We start from the raw sequence: 21060 nt of genomic DNA on the forward strand, positions 1-21060 counted from the left end.
GAGGCGTTTAGTACTTCGCGCGCAGGGTGATGCCGTAGGTGCGCGGCTGGCCCAGGAAGGCGTTGTAGGTCTGGGTGTCCAGGTTGCCGTTGTAGTAGGTGCCCGGGTGGGTGCCGCCCGACTGCAGGGTCGACTGGAAGGCGGTGCCTTGCAGCGGACCGTTGTAGGCGACCTGCACATACTCTTCGTCGGTCAGGTTCTGGGCCCAGATGTCGACGGTCCAGCGCTCGTCCTCGGTGCCGATCGAGATACGGCCGTTGACGGTCGTGAACGCGTCCTGCGCCTTGTAGGGCAGGAGGTCCGAACCGGTGTTGTAGTCGCTCATGTACTTGGCGGCGAGGCTGAAGCCGACGCGACCGCCGTTGCCGATGCTGCGCTCATAGTTGATCGAGGCCGAGGCCGACCATTCCGGAGCGAACGAGGCGCGCGAACCCGGCAGCAGCGAGAGCTGCGGGAAGTTGCCCGGGTTCGTCAGGTCCGCGGCGGTGAAGTTGCCGTACTCGGTGTTCGTGTAGGTCAGACCGCCGCCCAGGCTCAGGCCGTCGATGGGGGTGAACCACAGGAAGTCGGCGTCCACACCGCGCGAGGTCAGCTCGGGGATCGATTCCACCACGAAGGCGGTGCCGAGGAAGGTGTTGAGCTGGAAGTCGGTGAAGGTCTGGTCGAAGTAGGTCGCGTTCAGCAGAACGGTCCGGTTCAGCAGGGTCATCTTCACGCCCGCTTCGTAGCTGTCCACGACTTCCGACGGGAACAGCAGCGAGGCGACCGGGGTGACGCCCGTCTGCACGCGGTCCAGGTTGTAGCCGAAGCTCTTGTAGCCGCGGGCATACGACGCATACGTCATGATCGAGTCGTTGATGCGGTAGGCGGCCTTGATGGTGCCGCTCAGCTCGCCGTCATCGAAGCTCTCGGAGATGTTGCGGTTGTTGAAGGCGGCGTTGGCCCAGGGCAGGCAGGCGTTGCCGATGATGGTCGGCGCGGCCGCGGCGCCCAGGGCGCCGGCGATAGCGCCGGCGTTGGCGGCGAAGGCGGCGCAGGTCGCGCCGTTGCCGTTCACGTTGCGCTGGCGGGCGTCCAGGCTCTTGTCGTCGATGGTGTAACGCAGACCCAGGGTCAGGTCGAACTTGTCGGTGACGTGCCAGGTGTTGTTGGTGAAGATGGCGTAGGAGGTCGACTCCTGCTCGTAGAAGTCCTCAACGCCCTGACCGACGGTGAAGCCCGGACCCGTGGCCGGAACCAGACCGTACAGGCAGCCGCCGAGACCCGCGGCGGTCTGACCCGTCGCGGTGAAGCAGCCGACGCGGCCCGGATTGATCGGGATCGGTCCCGGAGGCGTCGGCGAGCCGGCGGTGGCGGCGTTCAACTGGGCGGTCAGCAGCAGCGACAGGAACGGACCATAGTCGGCGCCGAAGTAGTAGCTGTCGGCGCGGCCGATGCGCTCACGCGTGGCGAAGACGCCGACCAGCCAGTCGATACGCTCGTTCGAACCGGCCAGACGCAGTTCCTGGGTCAGGTTATCGACCGAGTAGCCGTAGTCGCCGTCCTGTTCGCGATACAGGATGTCGGCGCCGGTATAGTCGATGTCCATACCGATTTCGCCGTTCCAGTCGCGCCACGACGTGATCGACGTCAGGGTCGCGCCGCCGAACAGGCCCGGCATGTCGATGTTCGCCTCGACCGAGACGCCCATGTCATGGATGTCCTGTCCCGTGCCGCGGTTCGAGAAGGCCTGGCGCGAGAAGGGCAGCGGGCCGAAGCCGGCGGCCGGCGGACGCTGGCCGGTGCCGGTCGAGAGGGCGTCGACGAACGGATAGGTCGGGCCGGTGCGGATCTGGACGCCGGCGCAGCAGTACTCGTCGCGCGAGGTGTAGTCGGCGATGACGCGGATCGAGGTGTTGTCGTTCGGCAGCCACAGCAGTTGGCCGCGGGTGGTGAAGAAGTCCTGGTTGGCGTCGTCCGTCTGGGTGCGCGGGCCGTCGCCGGTGTCCACGTCATAGAAGCCGTCGCGGACGCGGCGGCCGGCGTACAGGCGGAAGGCCAGCTGGTCGGTGATCGGACCGGTGACCGAACCCGACACGCCCATGGCGCCGTAGTTGCCGGCGGTCGCCTCGCCCGAGAAGCCCGGGGTGAACGACGGGGCTTCGGTCAGGATGTTGATGACGCCCGCCGAGGTGTTCTTGCCGAACAGGGTCCCTTGCGGGCCCTTCAGCACCTCGATGCGGCTCATTTCGCCCAGATCGCCGAAGCCGACCGAGTTGCGCGAGCGATAGACGCCGTCGATCACGACGCCGACCGAGCTTTCCAGACCGGGGTTGTCGCCGACGGTGCCGACGCCGCGGATGCGGGCGGTGGTCGAGGCTTCCGACTGGGTCGAGGTGACGGTCATGCCCGGGGTCAGGATCTGAAGATCCTTGATGTCGCGAACGCCCGCGTTCTCCAGCGCCTCGGCCGGCAGGCTGGTGACCACGATCGGCACGTCCTGCAGGTTCTGTTCACGCTTCTGGGCGGTGACGATGATGTCGTCGATGGTGGTCGGACCGTCCTGGTCCTGCGCGGAAGCGACACCGGCGAAGCCGAAGGCGCAGGCGCCGACGACGGCGGCCGAAACGGTGGTCCGAAGAATATTGGTGAGGCGCATGCCCACTCCCCGACTGAGGCCGGGCCCGTGCTTCAGACGGTAGCCACGGCGTTTCCTGATCCCATGGGCCGCGTTCTTGACGTGGAACGCGATACTCCAGTTGTGTTTGGGTAACTCAGGCGGGACTCACCGACAAGGAGCGCCGTTTCCCGACATCGCATTTCGTTGGTGCGCGAAGCCTAACTGTGACGCAAAAGCGACAAAAAGCGATGACGCAAGGTCAATATTCGCTCAACTTGCCCCAGTATCCGCGTCCGGCTCGACCAATTTTTTGCGCCGTCCGGCCGCAATCCCAAGAACCGTTGCGCCGGTTATCGCTGATAACATAGAGCCGGCGAGCACGCCCAGCTTGACCTCGACCTGCTCGACCGAGTCGACGGCGCCGGGGAAGGCCAGAATCCCGATGAAGAGACTCATGGTGAAGCCGACGCCGCACAGCAGGCTGACCCCGTAAAGCTCCAGCCAGGTCGCGCCGGACGGCCGCCGGCCGATACCCGTGAAGGTCGCGATCGCCGCCGCCGCCATCACGCCGATCTGCTTGCCGATGAACAGCCCCAACGCGATGCCGATGACCAGCGGCGCGAAGGCCTGTTCAAGGGACAGACCGGCGAAGCTGACCCCCGCCTTGGCGAAGGCGAAAAGGGGCAGGATGACGTAGGCGACATAGGGGTGCAGGTCGTGCATCGCCTCCTGCAGGGGGCTCTGTCCGTCGGAGCGACGATCCTGCACCGGCACGATGGCGGCGAAGGCCACGGCGGTGAGCGAGGTCGACAACCCCGCCTGCACGGTCAGATACCAGACCAGCCCGAAGCCCAGCACCCAGAAGGGCGCCGGTATCTTCTTCCAGCGCGCGACCAGCGCCCCGACCACCAGCAGACCGGCGATCCAGAGCAGGGGGCCCATCTGCACGCCGCTGGAGAACAGGATCGCGATCAGGGCGATGGCGCCCAGGTCATCGACGATGGCCAGCGTCAGCAGGAAGACGCGCAGGGAGGACGGCAGGTTGCGCGCCACCATCGCGAAGATCGCCAGGGCGAAGGCGATGTCGGTCGCCAGCGGGATAGGCCACCCCGCATGCGGTCCGGAAAAGGCCGTGGAGAAGAACAGATAGACCAGTGCGGGCGCGACCATGCCGCCGATCGCGGCCAGCACCGGCGTGGCCAGCTTGCGCGGATCGCTGAGCTCGCCGCGCAGGATTTCGTATTTGATCTCCAGCCCCACCACGAGGAAGAAGATCGCCATCAGGCCTTCCTTGATCCACTCGGAGACCGTCAGCTCCAGCAGGACAGGGCCGAGCTGGACCACATGCTCGCTCTTCAGCCAGCCGAAATAGTCCTTTGACCAGGGCGAGTTCGCGACGATCAAGGCCGCCAGCGCCGCGAAGCCGAGCACCGTGCCGGAGCCGGCCTCCGTCTTGAGGAAATCGAGCGTGAGTTTGCGCGCCATGAGGCCTCCGAACCAGAAGGGGTTTTCATGGCGTCAGGTTATCGACGGACGCCGGACCGGATTCGCCGCAGGGCGATCAGCCATGGGCGCCGGCCTGGCCGTATCCGCGCGCGGACCGACCTGATGTCTGCCTCTACAATACGGCCGGGGCCGGGAGGTTCAAGGCGAAACGGTTGCGAAAGTCGGCTTCAGGCCGCATCTGGCGGCCATGCCCGTCTCTCCCGACTACCGCCCCGAGCCCCGTTTCGCTGATCTGGGAGACGAGTACGGCGACACCGTCGGCGCCGCCGACTTTCCGCAGGCGATCCTGCGGTTCCGCAACGACCGGGCGGCGGCGACGGTCGGGCTGGAGACGCTGACAGACGAGGAATGGACCGCGCACTTCGGCCGGTTCACGCCCCTGCCGGGCCAGCCCGCTCCGATCGCCATGCGCTATCACGGACACCAGTTCCGCACCTACAATCCCGACCTCGGCGACGGGCGCGGGTTTCTGGCGGCGCAGCTGAGGGAGACGTCCGACGCTCAGGCCGTGAACGACCGCATCGCGAGCGACAGCGCTCCGCGAGGCAGACTTCTGGACCTAGGCTCCAAGGGCTCGGGCCGGACGCCGTGGTCACGCACCGCCGACGGACGACTGACCCTGAAGGGCGGGGTGCGCGAGGTGCTGGCGGCGGAGATGCTGGAGTCGCAGGGCGTACCCACCAGCCGGGCGTTCAGCCTGATCGAGACCGGCGAGGAACTGGAACGGGGCGACGAACCCTCCCCCACCCGTTCAGCGGTGATGGTGCGGCTGTCGCACAGCCACATCCGCTTCGGCACCTTCCAGCGCGCGGCCTATTTCGGGCGGGCGGACATGATCGAGGCGTTGGTCGAGCATGCGCGCTCTCTCTACCACCCCGAGGTGGCGCGGGGCGATGTTCCCGGCTTCCTGCGCGCCGTGGTCGACGCCTCGGCCCGGCTGACGGCGCGTTGGGTGGCGGCGGGCTTCGTCCACGGCGTGCTGAACACCGACAATCTGAACGTCACCGGCGAGAGCTTCGACTACGGTCCCTGGCGCTTCCTGCCTTATTACGAGCCCGGCTTCACCGCGGCCTATTTCGACCAGACCGGCCTGTATGCGTTCGCGCGGCAGCCGGAGGCGGTGTTCTGGGCTCTGACCCAACTGGGCGGCGCGCTGAAACTGGCGACCGACGCCGAGCCGCTGACCGAGGCGCTCAACAGTTTCGGCCCGGCCTATATCCGCGAACTGCGCGCGGCCTTCCTGAACCGGCTGGGCGTAAAGAGCCTCGGCGAGGCGGCGGACCAACGCCTGCTGGACACCACCCTGGCCCTGCTGCGCGAAACCGGCGAGGCGGCGCGTTGGGAGCCCCTGTTCCACGACTGGTTCGGCGGCTTCGCCTCCTCGGCCCGGGCGCTGGCCGGACCGCGCGCGAAGCTGTGGCAGGGCAAGGCCTTCGACAATTTCCGCTACGCCCTGTTCGAACATGAGCCGGATCGGCCCGAGCGGCTGGAGAGCCCGGTCTTCGCCCGGCCGGAGCCGGAGGAGATGCTGATAGACGAGGTCGAGACCATATGGGCCGCCATCGCAGAAGGCGACGACTGGACGCCCTTCCACGACAAGGTCGGCCGCGTCCGGCGCGCGGGCGCCGCCCGCCTCTGAAGGATCATTACGAAGGTTTCATCTCGAAAAACGATAATCTTCTTGATCGATAATCGATGCGCAAATATCGATTATCGACATGGGGCCGCACGGGGCGGCCGGGAGATTTTCAAATGAGACTGATCGGCAAGCGATCCGTAGCCAGTCTGGTGCGATGGGTGCTGGGCTTCGTGAATGTGTTCGTGACCATCGGGGTCGTCGCCACAGGCCTGTTGCTGCTGACCTCACTGGTCATCCCCGACTTCGCGGCGGGCCTGTTCGACGGATTGGCGCAGCGGCCCGACAACAGCGGCCGGGCGCTGTTCATGGGCGAACGGGTGACCCTGCTGGCGGCCTTCCTGGCGACCGCGAGCACCTGGTGGATCCTGAACCGGCTGCGCCGCATCTTCCTGTCGGTGAATCGCGGCGATGCCTTCGAACTCGCCAACGTCGGCCGACTCCAGGCGATGGGACTGGGCCTGATCGGGGTGCAGGTCAGCGCGATGATCCTGGCGTTCAGCACGCCCCGGGACGTCATCGCGACCGATTTTGAACTCGATCTGGGCGCCTGGCTGGGCATCCTGATCGTCTTCATGCTGGCGGAGGTGTTCCGGCAGGGCTCGTCGATGCGCGACGACCAGCAGATGACGGTCTGAGGCATCGCCATGTCCATCACCGTGCAACTGGATCGTCTGCTGCAGGCCCGCCGCATGTCGCTGACCGAACTGAGCGATCGGGTCGGCGTGACCTTGGCCAATCTGTCCATTCTGAAGACCGGCAAGGCGCGCGCCGTCCGCTTCTCGACCCTGGACGCCCTGTGCCGGGAGCTGGACTGTCAGCCCGGCGAACTTCTGGGCCGCATCGAAGGGCCGCAGCCCGCGGGAGACGATGAGCCGGCCTGATCCCGGCGAAGCCTGTTCCGGAAAGCTCGCTTGTCATGATGTAAAAGTCGCTTGACTCCGCCAAGCGGTGTTGTAAAACACACTTGTCACAACGACAGGGAGCCTTGTCATGACCACCGAAGTTAAAACCACCTCGCGCTATGATCTGGAGCCCCGCGCCGCCGCCACTGTCGCCCTGATGCTGGCGGTGGTCGTGGCCCCGGAGCTGACCGAGCGCGTTCCCTTCTGGCCCGCCCAGTTCGGCAACGCGCCGTCGGTCGGATCGGCCCTGCTGCTGGCCGCGCTGATCATGGCCCTGATCAGCTTCAGCCGACGCTACGGATGGGACGCCAAATGACAGCCGTCTCACCGCTCCGCGCGCTGCGTCAGGCGCAGAATCTGACCCAAGCGGAACTGGCCCGCCGCCTCGGCATCTCCAGCCGGACCCTTCGGGCCATGGAGACCGGAACCTACGCCCCTTCCGTCACCCTCGCCTGCCGGGTCGCCCGCGAACTGGGCCGTCCCGTGGAAGCCGTCTTCCACGCCTGAGCCCTCGGGCCTCTCTCTTCCGGGGTTCGCCCCGTCATTCACATCAAGAAATACGACCATGACCAACAGCATCAAGCTGGGGCGCGCCGCCTCGTACCTGTCGCACTTCGCCTCGGGCCTGTGTCTGACGCTCGTCGTCAGCGCCTTCTTCTACGCCGCCGAGGCCCAGGCTTCCGCTGTAGTCGAGCCGGCTCCGGCCGTCTGCGCCGACGACTGCTGACAGCAGGTTGGCAGCAGGATGGCGGTAGAGCTTGTCGGGTCGACGCCCCGTCGACCCGACCTTCCGGGAGCCCGCCATGACAACCGCCAAATCCCGACGAACAGCCGCGCTTAACCGATCGGAAACACCGCTCGCATTACACCGATTTATGGTTCCGGCCACGCTTTGGTCGTCGCCGACTGTCACTGAAGAGTCACGTATCGTTACGGTCGGCCCCGCCCCCCTTGCGGAACGGCGGAGGCAATCCGATCTCGCCGCTGTTACCAATACAAGAGCGCCCGAAGCGGCGTCATCGAAAATGACTTCTCAGACACTTACCCCCGCCCGCGCACGGCTGAACGCCAGCTACCGGAACCTGACCCTGTGGACCCTGCAGGGCTGGATCGCGATGTTCTTCATCGCGGCCGGCTACGCCAAGCTGACCGAGCCGCTGGACAACCTGATCGACCTGATGCGCTGGCCAGCCCTGGCGCCGGAGAATTTCGTGCGCGGCCTCGGCGTCGCCGAGATCGTTCTGGCGCTCCTGATGCTGGCCCCGGTCGTGTCGTGGAAGCACGGCCGCCCGCTGCTGGTCGTCGCCGCATCCGGCCTGCTGCTGCTGCAAACCGCCATGCTGGCGATCCACGCGACCGGCCTGGACGTCGGCCCGGTCATCACCAACGCCGTCCTGATCGCCATGACCGCCCCGGTCCTGTGGCTCCGGTCGCGCGAAGCCCGCTGAGGCGACGAAAGCAGCAGGCAGACAGGCAGCAGGGCCGCGACGGAAACGTTGCGGCTTTTCGTTTGCGCACGTCGCAAACGCCCCTCCACCCCGCGAGCTGCGCTCGCGCGGTCCCCTCCCCGACGCTTCGCGCCGGGGAGGAAAAGCTTCCCTTTACGTCCGCGTAAAGTTTGCGCTATGCCTTTCGCATGGCGACCGCTGACGATCACCGCACCTACTCCATCCGCCAGCTGTGCCGCGAGTTCAGCGCGACGGCGCGCGCCTTGCGCTTCTATGAGGACAAGGGGCTGCTGAATCCGGCGCGCAAGGGTCAGACCCGGGTCTATGACGCCCGCGACCGCGCCCGCCTCAAGCTCATCCTGCGCGGCCGCCGCATCGGCTTCTCGTTGCAGGAAATCCAGTCGATGCTGGACCTGTACGACCGCAAGGACCACAACGCCCATCAGATGGCCGTGGCCCTGCGCCAGCACCGCGCGCAGATCGCGGCGCTGAAGCAGCAGCTGGAAGACATCGAAGGCGCCATCGAGACGGCGGAAGAAGCCTGCCGCTGGATGGAGGAGAAGCTGGGCGAATACCGTCCGGACCTCCTGCCCGGCGCCGACGAATACGCGACCCTGATGAAGGCTCGCCTCAACACCGAACACCACCACCAGCCCTTCAAAGCGAGAGCCTGATCATGGCCTACAAGGCGCCTGTCCGCGACCTGACCTTCATCCTGTCCGAAGTGCTGGAGATCGATCGCTACACCAACCAGCCCGGCTTCCAGGACGTGTCCTCGGAGCTGGCCCAGCAGATCCTCGAGGAAGCCGGCAAGTTCGCCGACGAGGTCATCGCCCCGATCAACAATCCGGGCGACAAGGAAGGCTGCCACTGGGCCGAGGGCGGCGTGGTCACCACGCCCAAGGGCTGGAAGGAAGCCTATCACCAGATGGTCGAGGCCGGCTGGCCCTCGCTGATGATGGACCCGGCCTACGGCGGTCAGGGCATGCCCTCGGTCATCGGCTCGGCCGTGGGCCAGTTCACCGCCGGCGCCTCGGCGGCCTTCTCGATGTATCCGGGCCTGACGGCCGGCGCCTGGGCGGGCATCCACGCCAACGCCTCGGAAGAGCTGAAGCAGAAATATCTGCCCAAGATGTCGACCGGCGAATGGACCGGCACCATGAACCTGACCGAGCCGCAGTGCGGCACCGATCTGGGCATGGTCCGCACCAAGGCCGTGCCGAACGGTGACGGCAGCTATTCGATCACCGGCCAGAAGATCTGGATTTCGGCGGGCGAGCACGACTTCGCCGACAACATCATCCACACCGTGCTGGCCCGCGTCGAAGGCGCGGTTCCCGGCATCAAGGGCCTGTCGCTGTTCCTGGTGCCGAAATTCCTCGTCAATGAGGACGGCTCGCTGGGTGAGCGCAACAGCCTCGAATGCGCCGGTCTCGAGCACAAGATGGGCATCCACGGCAATGCGACCGCCGTCATGCAGTACGACGGCGCCAAGGGCTGGCTGATCGGCGAGGAAGGCCGCGGCATGAACAACATGTTCGTGGTCATGAACGAGGCCCGGCTGGGCACCGGCCTGCAAGGTCTGGCCATCGGCAACGCCGCCTATCAGGCCGCCGTCGAGTTCGCCCGCGACCGTCTGCAAGGCCGTTCGCTGACCGGACCGAAGAACCCGGACGGCCCGGCCGATCCGATCATCGTCCACCCGGACGTGCGCCGCATGCTGCTGGAGGCCAAGGCCTTCGTCGAAGGCGGTCAGGCCTTCATCCTGTGGACCGCGCTGCACGCCGACCTCGAGAAGTCGGAAGACGAAGCCGTCGCCACCAAGGCCAAGGACTACATGGGCCTGCTGACCCCGGTGCTGAAAGCCTATCTGACCGACAAGGGCTTCCACGCCGCCTCGCTGGCCATGCAGGTTCACGGCGGCTCGGGCTACACCGAGCATTTCCCGGCCTCGCAGTACCTGCGTGATGCACGCATCACCATGATCTACGAGGGCACCAACGGCATCCAGGCGCTGGACCTGGTCGGCCGCAAGCTGCCCGCCCAGGGCGGCCGCGCCATCATGGCCTGGTTCGGCGAGATCGACGCCTTCGTCGCCGAGCACAACGGCAACGAGTCGGTGAAGCCCTTCATCGACGGTCTGGCCGACGCCAAGAAGAAGCTGCAGGACGGCACGATGTGGCTGATGCAGAACGGCATGGCCAACCCGGACAACGCCGGCGCCGCCTCGACCGACTATCTGAACATCTTCGGCATCACCGCCCTGGCCTATGTCTGGGCCCAGATGGCCATCGCCGCGCAGAAGCAGATCGACGCCGGTTCGACCGATCCGTTCTACACCGGCAAGCTGCAGACCGGCCGCTACTTCGTGGAGCGCATCCTGCCGGACGCCGCCGCCCACCTGGTCAAGCTGAAGACCGGCGCGGACGTCCTGATGGACATGCCGGCGGACGCCTTCTGACGACGCCTTCGGGCGCCGACGACAAGACGACAGCAGGCCGTCGCCTTCGGGCGGCGGCTTGACTGCCGCGACGTGACGCAACCAGTCACACAGCAGTTCAACAGGAAACCCCGGGCCCGATCATGAACGTTCTCAACAGCCCTGACCCCGCCTTCATGCAGGACGAGGAGATCACCCTCTTCTCGGACAGCGTCGGCAAGTGGATCGACGAACACGCGCCGCTGGAGAAGGTCCAGCAATGGATCGCGGACTCGTCGGTGCCGCGCCAGCTGTGGAACGACGCCGGGGACGCGGGCCTGCTGGGTCTGTCGATGCCGGAAGAGGACGGCGGCTTCGGCGGCGACTATCGCCACGAGGTCGTGCTGATGCGCCAGCTGGGCTGGAAGGGCGCGGACCATTTCGGCATCTCGCTGCACAACGCGATCGTCATGCCCTACGTCTGGCACTACGGCACCGCCGAGCAGAAGGCGCGCTGGCTGCCGCGTCTGGTCTCCGGTGAACTGGTCGGCGCCATCGCCATGACCGAGCCGGGCGCCGGGTCCGACCTGCAAGGGGTCAAGACCACCGCGATCAAGCAGGGCGACCACTACGTCCTGAACGGCTCCAAGACCTTCATCACCAACGGCCAGCTGGCCAACTTCATCATCGTGGTGGCCAAGACCGACCCGGCCGAGGGCGCCAAGGGCACCAGCCTGATCGTTGTCGAAACCGACGGCGCCGAGGGCTTCGAGCGCGGCCGGAACCTGCACAAGATCGGCATGGAAGCCAACGACACCTCCGAGCTGTTCTTCAACGATGTGAAGGTGCCGCTGGAGAACGTCATCGGCGGGACCGAGGGCCAGGGCTTCATCCACCTGATGCAGCAGCTGCCGCAGGAGCGCCTGAACATCGCGATCCAGGGCGTCGCCGCCGCCGAGCGCGGGCTGCAGGAGACGCTGGCCTACGTCAAGGAGCGCAAGGCCTTCGGCAAGCGCATCATCGACTTCCAGAACACCCAGTTCAAACTGGCGGAAGTGAAGACCAAGCTGACCGTCGCCAAGGTGTTCGTCGATCACTGCATGGGCCTGCACCTCGAGGGTAAGCTGGACGCCGCGACGGCCTCGATGGCGAAATACTGGGTCACCGACATCCAGGGCGAGGTGATCGACGAGATGCTGCAGCTGCACGGCGGCTACGGCTACATGAACGAATATCCGATCGCCCAGCTGTACAAGGACGCCCGCGTCCAGCGCATCTACGGCGGCACGAACGAGATCATGAAACTCTTGATCGCGCGGACGCTCTGACCGCAGAGAGGCGGACATGATCCGCCTCCACATCCCCCAGCCCCTGTCCGCCGGCGCCGCCCTGGCCCCGACGCTCGACCAGTCGCGCTACCTGACGCAGGTCATGCGGCTGAAGGCGGGCGATGAGCTGCTGGTCTTCAACGGCAAGGACGGCGAGTGGCGCGTCAGCATCGCCGAGGTGCTGAAGAAGGGCGTGGTGCTGCGGGCAGAGGAGCAGGTGCGGGCGCAGATCACCCCGCCGGACGTGCATCTGGTGATCGCCACGGTGAAGAAGGCGGCGCTGGAGTTCGCGGTGGAGAAGGCGACCGAGCTGGGCGCGGCGCGCATCCGCCTGACCACCACCGCCCGGACCCAGCCGCAGCACCCGCGCCTCGACCGGCTGGACGCCATCGCCGAGGAGAGCGCCGAACAGACGGGACGGCTGGACGTGCCGCCGGTGGACAAGCCGCAGACGCTGGCCGCCCTGCTCGATAGCTGGGATGCGTCACGCCGGCTGATGTTCTGCGACGAGACCGGCGGCGCGCCGGCGATCCCTGCCCTCCAGGCCGTCGGGGCCGGACCATGGGCCATCCTGATCGGGCCAGAGGGCGGCTTCACGCCGGAGGAGCGGGATCGGCTGCGGGCCCTGCCCTTCACCACCGCCGTGTCGCTGGGCCCGCGCGTGCTTCGGGCCGACACCGCCGCGACCACCGCCCTGACCCTGTGGCAGGCGGCGATCGGCGACTGGGAGCGCTGACACGTCCGGAAATGACGCATCCGCGTGCCAGACTGCCCCTTGCCGGAATTGCACGGATTACACTGTTCACACCCTGTTTTTCACCTTGGTCGTCACGCCGGTCGCATTCTGGCCAAACACCAAATCCGCCGCCCCCTTGAGCAAACGCCAAGGTCGGCCCATCTAGCCGCGACACGAGGGGTTTGAGACATTCATGGCCGACGTTGAACCGCTGTCCCGGACCGATCTCATCGGGGCCATGTCGAAGGGCGCCAAGCCGCGCGCGGAATGGCGCATCGGCGCCGAGCACGAGAAGTTCGGCTTTGACCGTTCGACCCTGCGCCGCCCGACCTATGAAGGCCCCAATGGAATCAAGGCCATGCTGGACGGCCTGACCCGCTTCGGCTGGGACAAGGTCTATGAGGGCGACAACGTCATCGCGCTGGAACGCAAGAACAGCGAAGGCATGACCGCCTCCATCAGCCTGGAACCCGGCGGACAGTTTGAACTGTCAGGCGCCCCGCTGCGGGACGTGCACGACATCTGCAACGAGACCGGCCAGCACCTGATGGAGGTCAAATCGGTCGCCGACCAGCTGAACCTCGGCTTCCTGGGAACCGGCTTCGACCCGATGTGGACGCGTGAGGACGTGCCCGTCATGCCCAAGGGCCGCTACGGCATCATGCGAGCCTACATGCCGAAGAAGGGTTCGCTGGGTCTCGACATGATGCTGCGCACCTGCACCATCCAGTCGAACCTCGACTTCGAGAGCGAGGCGGACATGGTGGAGAAGTTCCGCGTGTCGCTGGCGCTGCAGCCGATCGCCACCGCCCTCTTCGCCAACAGCCCCTTCACCGACGGCAAGCCCAACGGCTTCCTGACCGCCCGCGCCAATGTCTGGACCGACACCGATCCGGACCGCACCGGCATGCTGGACTTCGTCTTCCAGGACGGTTTCGGCTTCGAGCGCTACGCCGACTATGCGCTGGACGTGCCGATGTATTTCGCCAAGCGCGGCGGCCGCTACATCGACCTGTCGGGCCGCTCGTTCCGCAAATTCATGGACGGCCGGCTGGATGATCTGCCGGGCGAACTGGCGACGATCAAGGACTGGAACGATCACCTGACGACCCTCTTCCCCGAGGTTCGGCTGAAGGCCTATCTGGAAATGCGCGGCGCCGACGGCGGGCCGTGGAGCCGCATCTGCGCCCTGCAAGCGTTGTGGGCGGGCGTTCTGTATGACGCCCCGTCGCAGGCCGCCGCCTGGGATCTGGTCAAGCACTGGGACATCGCCGACCACGAGCGCCTGCGCCGCGACGTGACCCGTCTGGGTCTGAGGGCCGAGGTCGGCGGACGCGCCGTCCGCGACATCGCCGTCGATCTGGTCGCCATCGCCAAACAGGGCCTGAAGAACCGCGCCCGTTTCAGCGGCGGCATGGTCGACGAGCGCGGCTACCTGTCGGAGCTGGAAGACATCGCCGACAGCGGCATCACCCCGGCCGAACGTCTGCTGGAGCTCTATAACGGCGACTGGCAGGGCGACCTGACCCGGCTGTATCGCGACTTCGCCTACTGAGCATGCCGACCGAGAACGAGCGCAAATACGTCCTGACCGACCCGGAGGCCGTGCTTGCGCTCTGGCCCCTCGCCGATTGGGATGATGTGCGGCAGGGCTATCTGCCTGGCGGTGCGCGTATCCGGCGCCGCGCGCGGGACGGGCGGACCACGCACAGCTTCACCTACAAGATCGACGCCGCCGGACGGCTGGTCGAGATCGAGACGATTCTGGAGCCCCGCGACTTCGACGACCTGTGGCCGCTGACGACAAAGCGAATCCACAAGCTGCGCCGGGCGACGACCGACCGGCACGGGCTGGCGTGGGACATCGACCTGTTCCTGGCCGAGGACGGCCGCTTCTACTTCGCCATGGCCGAGTGCGAGATGCCGGAGGCCATGGAGGCGCCGCCCGAGGTGCTGCCCGAGCTCCAGCCGCTGATCCGCTACATTGTCCCGCGCGAGCGCCAGACCGAGTTCGTCAACAGCCGACTGGGCGATCAGGGCTATACGGCGAAGCTAAGCTTTTGATCGGTGCGACTTTCCGTCCGCGCCGACGCCATATCGGCAAGGTGACCTTAACGGTAACGGGGTTAGGCTCCCGACCATGCCGGTCCCGAGTCGAGCGCCACGATGAGTTGCCCCGAACTGAACTGCCTGACCGGCAGCGCCGCCAACGATGATGGACAGGGCGAGGTCTCGGCCTTCTTCGACGTCTCCCTCGACCTGCTGGTCATCCGCGACATCGACGGCAATGTGGTCCGGGTCAGCCCGTCATGGCAGACCACTCTCGGCTATACGCCTGAAGAGATGCGCGGCAGGCGGTTGCTGGACCTGGTTCACCCGGACGATCTGCCCGCGACCCGTGAGAGCGCCCTGGAGGTCGAGAACCGGCGGCAGGGCGACCCCGTCAACGGCCACATCAACCGCTATCGTCACAAGGACGGCCACTACCTCAACGTTGAGTGGCGGGCCCGTCGGTTCGGCGATCACATCTACGGCGTGGCCCGTGATGTGACCGAGCGCGTCGCGGCCGAGCAGGCCCTGATCGAAGCCAAGGCGGCGGCCGAGGCCGCGAATGTCGCCAAGTCCGACTTCCTGGCCAACATGAGTCACGAGATCCGCACGCCCCTGAACGGCGTCATCGGCATCGTGGACGCCCTGTCCCGCACGGGCCTGACGCCGGAGCAGACAGAAATGGTCGAACTCATCCGCGGCTCCGGTGCGACTTTGGAGCGACTGGTTTCCGACATTCTGGATGTGTCGAAGATCGAGGCCGGCCAGTTGAAGCTCGAGGCGCGCGCCTTTGATCTGGAGGAGGCGCTCGGGCCGATCTGCGTGGTCAAGGCCCGCGCCGAGGACAAGGGGCTGACGTTCACCCAGAACCGCAGCCCTGAGGCCCGCGGCGTTTTCATCGGCGACAGCACCCGCATTCGTCAGGTGCTGGGAAACCTGCTGTCCAATGCGATCAAGTTCACGGCCACAGGCGGGATAACAGTCGACGTCGCGGTCGAGCCGGACGGCGACAGTCACCGGCTCTCGATCGCCGTGGAAGACACCGGCATCGGCTTCGACGCGGACCACGCCGCGCGCCTGTTCGAGCGCTTCAATCAGGCGGACGGGACGATCACCCGTCGCTTCGGCGGCACCGGTCTGGGCCTGTCGATCTGCCGGTCGCTTGTGGAGATGATGGGCGGCGAGATCAGCGCCCGCTCAACGCCGGGTCAGGGCAGCCGCTTCCACTTCACCATCCCGCTGGGCCGGAGCGCCGAAGTGGTTGATGCCTGCGCCGCTCCGCTGCCGATGGTGGCGCGCGCCCTGCGGGTGCTGCTGGCTGAGGATCACCCGACCAACCAGCGCGTCGTGCAGTTGATCCTTCAAGGTCAGGGCGTGGAGGTGTCAATCGTCGAGGACGGCGCCGCCGCGCTCGCCGCTTTCGAGGCTGACGACTTCGACCTGATCCTGATGGATATGCAGATGCCGGTCATGGACGGGCTGAGCGCCACGCGGGCGATCCGCGCCGCCGAACGGGCCAAGCCGCAACGGCCGCGCATCCCCATCATCATGCTGAGCGCCAACGCGATGGCCGAGCACCGGGCCGACGGCGCCGCGGCGGGCGCGGACGGGCACATCGCCAAGCCCATCACCGCCGCCAGCCTGCTGGCGGGGATGCAGACCGTGCTGGACGCATAGGTCGGTGACGCGCGGCGCAATGCCGCCTAAAGGTGACACCTCAATTCGTCGGGGGGACGACTGTGGGCGCGTTTGAATTCTTCTTCAGCTTCTACGGCCTTGTGCTGGGCCTGTCGGTCGCGGTGCTGGCCACGGGCGCTGCGCGGGCGTTCAAGCATCGCAAGGCGGTCAGGGTCGGCTGGAAAACGCCGCTGCTGGCCATCTTCGCCGCCTTCGATATCGCCACCTTCTGGGACGCGGCCTGGACCAATCTGGGGCAGGCTCCCTACAGCTACGGCATGCTGCTGGCCGGACTGGGGGTGGCCATCGTCTATTTCATCGCCGCAAGCCTGATCTTCCCCGAGCCGGAAGATGACGCGACCAGCCTCGACCAGCATTTTGAGGCCAACAAGAAACCGGTCCTGCTGCTGCTCTCGCTGGCCAACATCCTGATGGTGGCCCTTTGCCTGGCGATGGTCGCGAACAAGCCCGGCTTCGCCCTCGCGGCCTGGATCTACGCCTTCAACTACATGCTCTATCTGGTGCTGGTGATCCCCGCGGCCTTCTCCCGACGCGCCTGGGTGTTCGCCACCACCATCGGCCTGCACATCGCCCTGTACATCGTCATCGCGGTGCTGAGCGCGATGAACCCCGGCGCAATGGTGCAACTCAATGCGCCGGAGGCGAAGACGGTCGCGACAACGTCGGACGCGGCCGATTGAGGCGTCCGGCTTCCGCTTGCCCGCTCCACTGTCGACGCCTACCTCAGGTCTGACAGGGAGGATCACATGACCGGAACCATTCGCGTCGGCATCGGCGGCTGGACCTTCGAGCCCTGGCGCGGGACCTTCTATCCGGACAAGCTGAGCCAGAAGAAGGAACTTGAGTACGCCTCCGGCAAGCTGACCTCGATCGAGATCAACGGGACCTACTATTCCGGCTTCAAGATCGACACCTGGATGAAGTGGCGCGACGAGACGCCGGATGACTTCGTCTTCGCGGTGAAGGCCAGCCGGTTCTGCACCAACCGCAAGGTGCTGTCGGAGGGCAATGAGAGCCTTGAGCGGTTCCTCGATCAGGGACTGACGGCGCTGGGCGACAAGCTGGGGCCGATCAACTGGCAGTTCATGGCGACCAAGAAGTTCGATCCGGTCGACTTCGAGGGCTTCCTGAAGCTGTTGCCGAAGGAGAAGGACGGGGTCCGCCTGCGCCACGCGCTGGAGGTCCGCAGCCCGACCTTCGATGTTCCGCAGTTCCATGATCTGGCCGCGAAATACGGCTGCGCCATCGTCTATGCCGAGGACGACGAGGCGCCGGAGTGGCCGAGGATCGACCAGCCGACGGCGGACTTCACCTACGCCCGGATGATGTCCTCGAAGCCGGATGAACCGACCGGCATGACCTCGGCCGAACTGGACGGGATCGCGAAGCGGACCCGGGACTGGGCGAAGCGCGGCGATGTGTTCGCCTACTTCATCGCCGGGGCGAAGGTGCGCAATCCGGCGGCGGCGATGGCCCTGATCGAAAAGCTGAAAGCGTAACGCCACGGAACGGTGGCTTTGCGTGCAACGACACGCAGGTTAAAGCATAGAACAGCAGGCGGCCCGGCAGAGGTCGCCGCTTCAGGAAAACACAAGGAAGCGCCCATGGCTCGCGTCGCACTGGTGACGGGTGGAACCCGCGGTATCGGCAAGGCGATCGTTCAGCGCCTGAAGGAAGACGGATTGCTGGTCGCGGCCGGCTATTCCGGCAATACCGAAGCCGCCGAGGCGACTGCCCGCGAGCTGGGCGTGATGGTGGTGAAGGGGAACGTCGGCTCCTATGACGACTGCGCCCGCGCCGTCGCCGATGTCGAGGCTGAACTGGGGCCCATCGACGTGCTGGTGAACAACGCCGGTATCACCCGCGACGGCTTCTTCCACAAAATGAGCGCCGACCAGTGGTCGGACGTCATCCGCGTGAACATGGACAGCGTCTTCAACATGACGCGTCAGGTGATCAACGGCATGCGCGACCGCGGCCACGGCCGGATCATCAACATCTCCTCGATCAACGGGCAGAAGGGCCAGATCGGCCAGACCAACTATTCGGCCGCCAAGGCGGGCATGATCGGCTTCACCAAGGCGCTGGCGCTGGAGAACGCACGCAAGGGCGTGACGGTGAACTGCATCGCCCCCGGCTACATCGACACCGAGATGGTCGGCGCCATGGACGAGAAGGTGCTGGCCGGAATCGTGGCCCAGATCCCGGTAGGAAGGCTCGGAAAAGGCGAGGAAATCGCCGACATGGTCTCCTGGCTGGCCGGCGAGCGTGCCGGATATGTCACAGGCTGCACCCTGTCGTTGAACGGCGGTCAGTATCTGGTCGGCTGAGAGGCGCCTGCCCAAAATCCGCCGCGCGACGATTCCACCAAGTTGCCCATGAAGTTGACGGGGAAGGTCAGAACGGCGCGAATGCCGCTTCAGATCGCGATGGCTTTCGCCGTCGCGGTGACCGCCATGCTGTCGGCGCTTCCGACCGTTTGCAAAGCGCAGGAACGCGGCAACGCCCAGTCCGAGCAGAGCCAGTCCCTGAGGGCGCGCGGCAGCGGCAGCCACTCGCTACCGCCCGTCGGCCGTTACGTCTCGGAATCGGGCGAGGGGTTCACCCTTGACCGTTCCGGCCAACGTCCGCTGCTGCGGTTCGACCGGCGCGACGAGACCTGGGTGCTGCGTCCCACCGTCGCGGTGCGCGGCGACGTCATCTATCGCAACGACGCCGGCCAGCAGGTCCTGCGCATGAGCCCCGGCGGCGGAGTGACGGTCTATACGTCCCGCGCGCCGGGCGGATCGCCCGCCTCGCTCGTCGGACCGGCCGAGAACCTTTCCCTGCCCCTGCTCGGGCCGGCGCAGCTTTGGCAACTCATGGCGCGGCGAAGCGCCATGATCAGCGAGGCCACGGGACGGCTGATCTCGATCAATCTTGATGGGGAACGCTCCGAGGCGCTCTGCGTCGAGGCTCTTATCGTGACCACCGACGCCGTCATCCGCATGGCCCGTTCGCCATCGACCCGGCCCCACCTCAGCCGCCTGCGCACCATCGTGATCACCGAAGGCCGCCGATCAAGCGTCACCTTCGCCGGAGGCGTGCTGACGGTCGAGCTCGACCCGGATCAGGGAATGGCCGGGCGCCCGTCGTCGGCCCGCGTGATGCACGCTCTGATGACCGCGCCTTCCAGGCCGCAATAGCCCCGCCGACGCAGAACTAGCCGGCGAACCCGTCCTTCGCCGCCCGGCGAATGGCGAAGTCCGCCGCGTCGGTCGCGCGCAGGAAGGGATTGAAGGCCTTTTCGGCGCCGAGGGTCGTGGGGACGGTCGGCTGTCCCCTTTCCCGCGCCGCGAAGATTTCCGCCGCGCGAGCCTGCATTTCAGGCCGATCATCGAGGCTGAGGGCGAAACGGGCGTTGGAGGCCGTGTATTCGTGGGCGCACCAGATGATGGTCTCATCGGGCCAGGCGGCGAGGGTCTGGAGGCTGTCCCACATCTGCTCGGGCGTGCCTTCGAACAGGCGGCCGCAGCCCAGGGTGAACAGCACGTCGCCGACGAAGGCCAGGCTGTCCGAAGGCGCGTGATAGACGATGTGGCCCAGCGTGTGGCCCGGCGCGTCCGAGACCTCAAAGGCCGTCTCGCCCAGCAAGACGATGTCGCCGCCCCTGATCACCCGATCCAGCGGGGCGGCCTTGCGCACCTCTTCCGGACCGACGATTTCGCAGCCGGTCGCGGCCTTGAGCGCGGCGTTGCCCTGGGTGTGATCCGGGTGCCAGTGGGTGTTCAGGATGAGGTCCAGCCGCCCCCAGCCGGAGCGTTCCAGCTCGGCCAGAATGACGTCGGCGTCGGGCGTATCGACAGCGGCGACCATCCCGGTCGCGCCGTCGCGGACCAGAAAGCCGTAATTGTCGCTCAGGCAGGGGAAGAGGCGAACTTCGAGAGACATGCGACCATTCTGGCAGCCGCCCGTCCACGGGTCTATGCTGGAGCCATGCGGTGCAGCATCGAGGATCTGAGACTCTTCTACGGCGAGCCTGCCGGACGGCTGGCGCGTCGTCTGCTGGCGCGACGGCTTGAGGACGCCTGGGGCGAGGCGCCGAACGCGGATGTTCTGGGCATCGGCTATGCGACCCCGTGGCTGGACGCCTTCGTCGGCGCGCGCCGGACGGTGGCGGCCATGCCCGGCGGACAGGGCGTCGAGCTATGGCCGCAGGCGGGCAAGAACCGCACGGTGCTGGTGGACGACCGCCGCCTGCCCTTCGCCGCCGGCTCCTTTGACCGCATCCTTATGGTGCATGCGCTGGAAGAAGCGGATGACGCCCAGGCCCTGATGCTGGAGGCCGTGCGGGCGCTGGCGCCGACCGGGCGGATCATTCTGGTGGCGGCGGCGCGAGGCGGACTGTGGGCGCGCGCCGAGAACACGCCCTTCGGCCATGGCAGACCCTTCACCCGTCGCCAGCTGGAGCGGCTGGTGCGCGAGGCCGGACTGGAGCCGACCGCCTGGTCCCAGACCCTGTATGTGCCGCCATGGGGGCCGCTGCTGCCGATGGCCGACGGGCTGGAACAGATCGGCAAGCATCTGATGCCCGGCGCGGCCGGTTTGATCCTGCTGGAAGCGACGCGGCAGGCCTACGCCCGCGCCCGTCCGGGCGGAGCGGTGGCGACGGCGCAGGTGCTGACGCCCGCCTTGCAGCCTCAACCGGCCTCGCGCGCCCGTCGTGATCTGGTCGAACGGGCCAAACACCCGTAAAG

General features: G+C 66.6%; 22 protein-coding genes. 19 read left to right on the top strand and 3 right to left on the bottom strand.

The genetic code is table 11. The features are described from left to right. Window positions 1–7: 7 nt before the first annotated feature. Both ACODRV_RS10700 and nhaA read right to left on the bottom strand, forming a co-directional pair. Window positions 8–2638 carry a TonB-dependent receptor gene (locus ACODRV_RS10700; RefSeq protein ID WP_141627696.1) on the bottom strand — a complete coding sequence of 877 codons (2631 nt, stop codon included), beginning with the start codon at window positions 2636–2638 and terminating at the stop codon, window positions 8–10. Between the two features lie 231 nt (window positions 2639–2869). Continuing rightward, window positions 2870–4084: a Na+/H+ antiporter NhaA gene (gene nhaA / locus ACODRV_RS10705; RefSeq protein ID WP_141627697.1), complete on the bottom strand. Its 1215-nt coding sequence runs from the start codon at window positions 4082–4084 to the stop codon at window positions 2870–2872. A gap of 208 nt (window positions 4085–4292) precedes the next feature. On the opposite strand from nhaA, the gene ACODRV_RS10710 reads away from it, so the two are divergent. The 18 genes from ACODRV_RS10710 (at window position 4293) to ACODRV_RS10795 (ending at window position 19509) form a co-directional block, all read left to right on the top strand. Beyond that, the gene (locus tag ACODRV_RS10710) at window positions 4293–5744 is read left to right on the top strand and encodes a protein adenylyltransferase SelO family protein (RefSeq protein WP_488908308.1); all 1452 of its coding nucleotides are present in this window, start codon (window positions 4293–4295) and stop codon (window positions 5742–5744) included. Between the two features lie 113 nt (window positions 5745–5857). Further along, the gene (locus tag ACODRV_RS10715) at window positions 5858–6379 is read left to right on the top strand and encodes a DUF2975 domain-containing protein (protein ID WP_141627699.1); all 522 of its coding nucleotides are present in this window, start codon (window positions 5858–5860) and stop codon (window positions 6377–6379) included. A 9-nt stretch (window positions 6380–6388) separates the two neighbouring features. Continuing rightward, the gene (locus ACODRV_RS10720) at window positions 6389–6625 is read left to right on the top strand and encodes a helix-turn-helix domain-containing protein (RefSeq protein ID WP_488908309.1); all 237 of its coding nucleotides are present in this window, start codon (window positions 6389–6391) and stop codon (window positions 6623–6625) included. Window positions 6626–6734: 109 nt separating this feature from the next. Beyond that, window positions 6735–6962, top strand: a complete 228-nt coding sequence (locus ACODRV_RS10725) for a hypothetical protein (RefSeq protein WP_488908310.1) — start codon at window positions 6735–6737, stop codon at window positions 6960–6962. Beyond that, a complete protein-coding gene (locus ACODRV_RS10730) occupies window positions 6959–7153 on the top strand; it encodes a helix-turn-helix transcriptional regulator (RefSeq protein ID WP_168196865.1) in 195 nt (64 codons plus the stop codon). Before ACODRV_RS10725 ends, ACODRV_RS10730 begins: the two co-directional genes overlap by 4 nt. 58 nt (window positions 7154–7211) lie before the next feature. Further along, a complete protein-coding gene (locus ACODRV_RS10735; RefSeq protein ID WP_488908311.1) occupies window positions 7212–7373 on the top strand; it encodes a hypothetical protein in 162 nt (53 codons plus the stop codon). A gap of 298 nt (window positions 7374–7671) precedes the next feature. Then, window positions 7672–8094, top strand: coding sequence for a DoxX family protein (locus ACODRV_RS10740; RefSeq protein ID WP_488908312.1), 423 nt, complete (start codon window positions 7672–7674; stop codon window positions 8092–8094). A 188-nt stretch (window positions 8095–8282) separates the two neighbouring features. Next, window positions 8283–8768: a MerR family transcriptional regulator gene (locus tag ACODRV_RS10745; RefSeq protein ID WP_141627704.1), complete on the top strand. Its 486-nt coding sequence runs from the start codon at window positions 8283–8285 to the stop codon at window positions 8766–8768. 2 nt (window positions 8769–8770) lie between these two features. Then, window positions 8771–10555 (top strand): acyl-CoA dehydrogenase C-terminal domain-containing protein, encoded by a 1785-nt coding sequence (locus ACODRV_RS10750; protein WP_488908313.1) that lies wholly within the window; start codon window positions 8771–8773, stop codon window positions 10553–10555. Between the two features lie 122 nt (window positions 10556–10677). Next, window positions 10678–11841 carry an acyl-CoA dehydrogenase family protein gene (locus ACODRV_RS10755; protein ID WP_141627706.1) on the top strand — a complete coding sequence of 388 codons (1164 nt, stop codon included), beginning with the start codon at window positions 10678–10680 and terminating at the stop codon, window positions 11839–11841. Between the two features lie 16 nt (window positions 11842–11857). Further along, on the top strand, window positions 11858–12577 hold the full coding sequence (locus ACODRV_RS10760; RefSeq protein ID WP_488908314.1) for a 16S rRNA (uracil(1498)-N(3))-methyltransferase: 720 nt from the start codon (window positions 11858–11860) through the stop codon (window positions 12575–12577). A gap of 193 nt (window positions 12578–12770) precedes the next feature. Then, a complete protein-coding gene (locus ACODRV_RS10765; protein WP_141627710.1) occupies window positions 12771–14132 on the top strand; it encodes a glutamate--cysteine ligase in 1362 nt (453 codons plus the stop codon). A gap of 2 nt (window positions 14133–14134) precedes the next feature. Next, window positions 14135–14641, top strand: coding sequence for a CYTH domain-containing protein (locus ACODRV_RS10770; RefSeq protein WP_488908315.1), 507 nt, complete (start codon window positions 14135–14137; stop codon window positions 14639–14641). A gap of 102 nt (window positions 14642–14743) precedes the next feature. Next, window positions 14744–16303, top strand: a complete 1560-nt coding sequence (locus tag ACODRV_RS10775; RefSeq protein ID WP_141627712.1) for a PAS domain-containing hybrid sensor histidine kinase/response regulator — start codon at window positions 14744–14746, stop codon at window positions 16301–16303. Between the two features lie 62 nt (window positions 16304–16365). Beyond that, window positions 16366–17004: a hypothetical protein gene (locus ACODRV_RS10780; RefSeq protein WP_488908316.1), complete on the top strand. Its 639-nt coding sequence runs from the start codon at window positions 16366–16368 to the stop codon at window positions 17002–17004. Window positions 17005–17070: 66 nt separating this feature from the next. Continuing rightward, window positions 17071–17823, top strand: a complete 753-nt coding sequence (locus ACODRV_RS10785) for a DUF72 domain-containing protein (RefSeq protein WP_488908317.1) — start codon at window positions 17071–17073, stop codon at window positions 17821–17823. Window positions 17824–17928: 105 nt separating this feature from the next. Then, window positions 17929–18654, top strand: a complete 726-nt coding sequence (phbB, locus tag ACODRV_RS10790; RefSeq protein WP_141627715.1) for an acetoacetyl-CoA reductase — start codon at window positions 17929–17931, stop codon at window positions 18652–18654. An 81-nt stretch (window positions 18655–18735) separates the two neighbouring features. After that, window positions 18736–19509 (top strand): DUF4908 domain-containing protein, encoded by a 774-nt coding sequence (locus tag ACODRV_RS10795; protein WP_240811660.1) that lies wholly within the window; start codon window positions 18736–18738, stop codon window positions 19507–19509. 16 nt (window positions 19510–19525) lie between these two features. Here the strand turns inward: ACODRV_RS10795 and gloB are convergent, their stop codons facing one another. Beyond that, on the bottom strand, window positions 19526–20254 hold the full coding sequence (gloB, locus tag ACODRV_RS10800; protein ID WP_141627717.1) for a hydroxyacylglutathione hydrolase: 729 nt from the start codon (window positions 20252–20254) through the stop codon (window positions 19526–19528). A 45-nt stretch (window positions 20255–20299) separates the two neighbouring features. Here gloB and ACODRV_RS10805 point away from each other — a divergent pair, with 45 nt between their 5' ends. Continuing rightward, window positions 20300–21058, top strand: coding sequence for a class I SAM-dependent methyltransferase (locus ACODRV_RS10805; RefSeq protein WP_141627718.1), 759 nt, complete (start codon window positions 20300–20302; stop codon window positions 21056–21058). The last annotated feature ends 2 nt before the right edge of the window (window positions 21059–21060 follow it).

It is taken from the genome of Brevundimonas sp. FG8 (genome assembly GCF_057808845.1).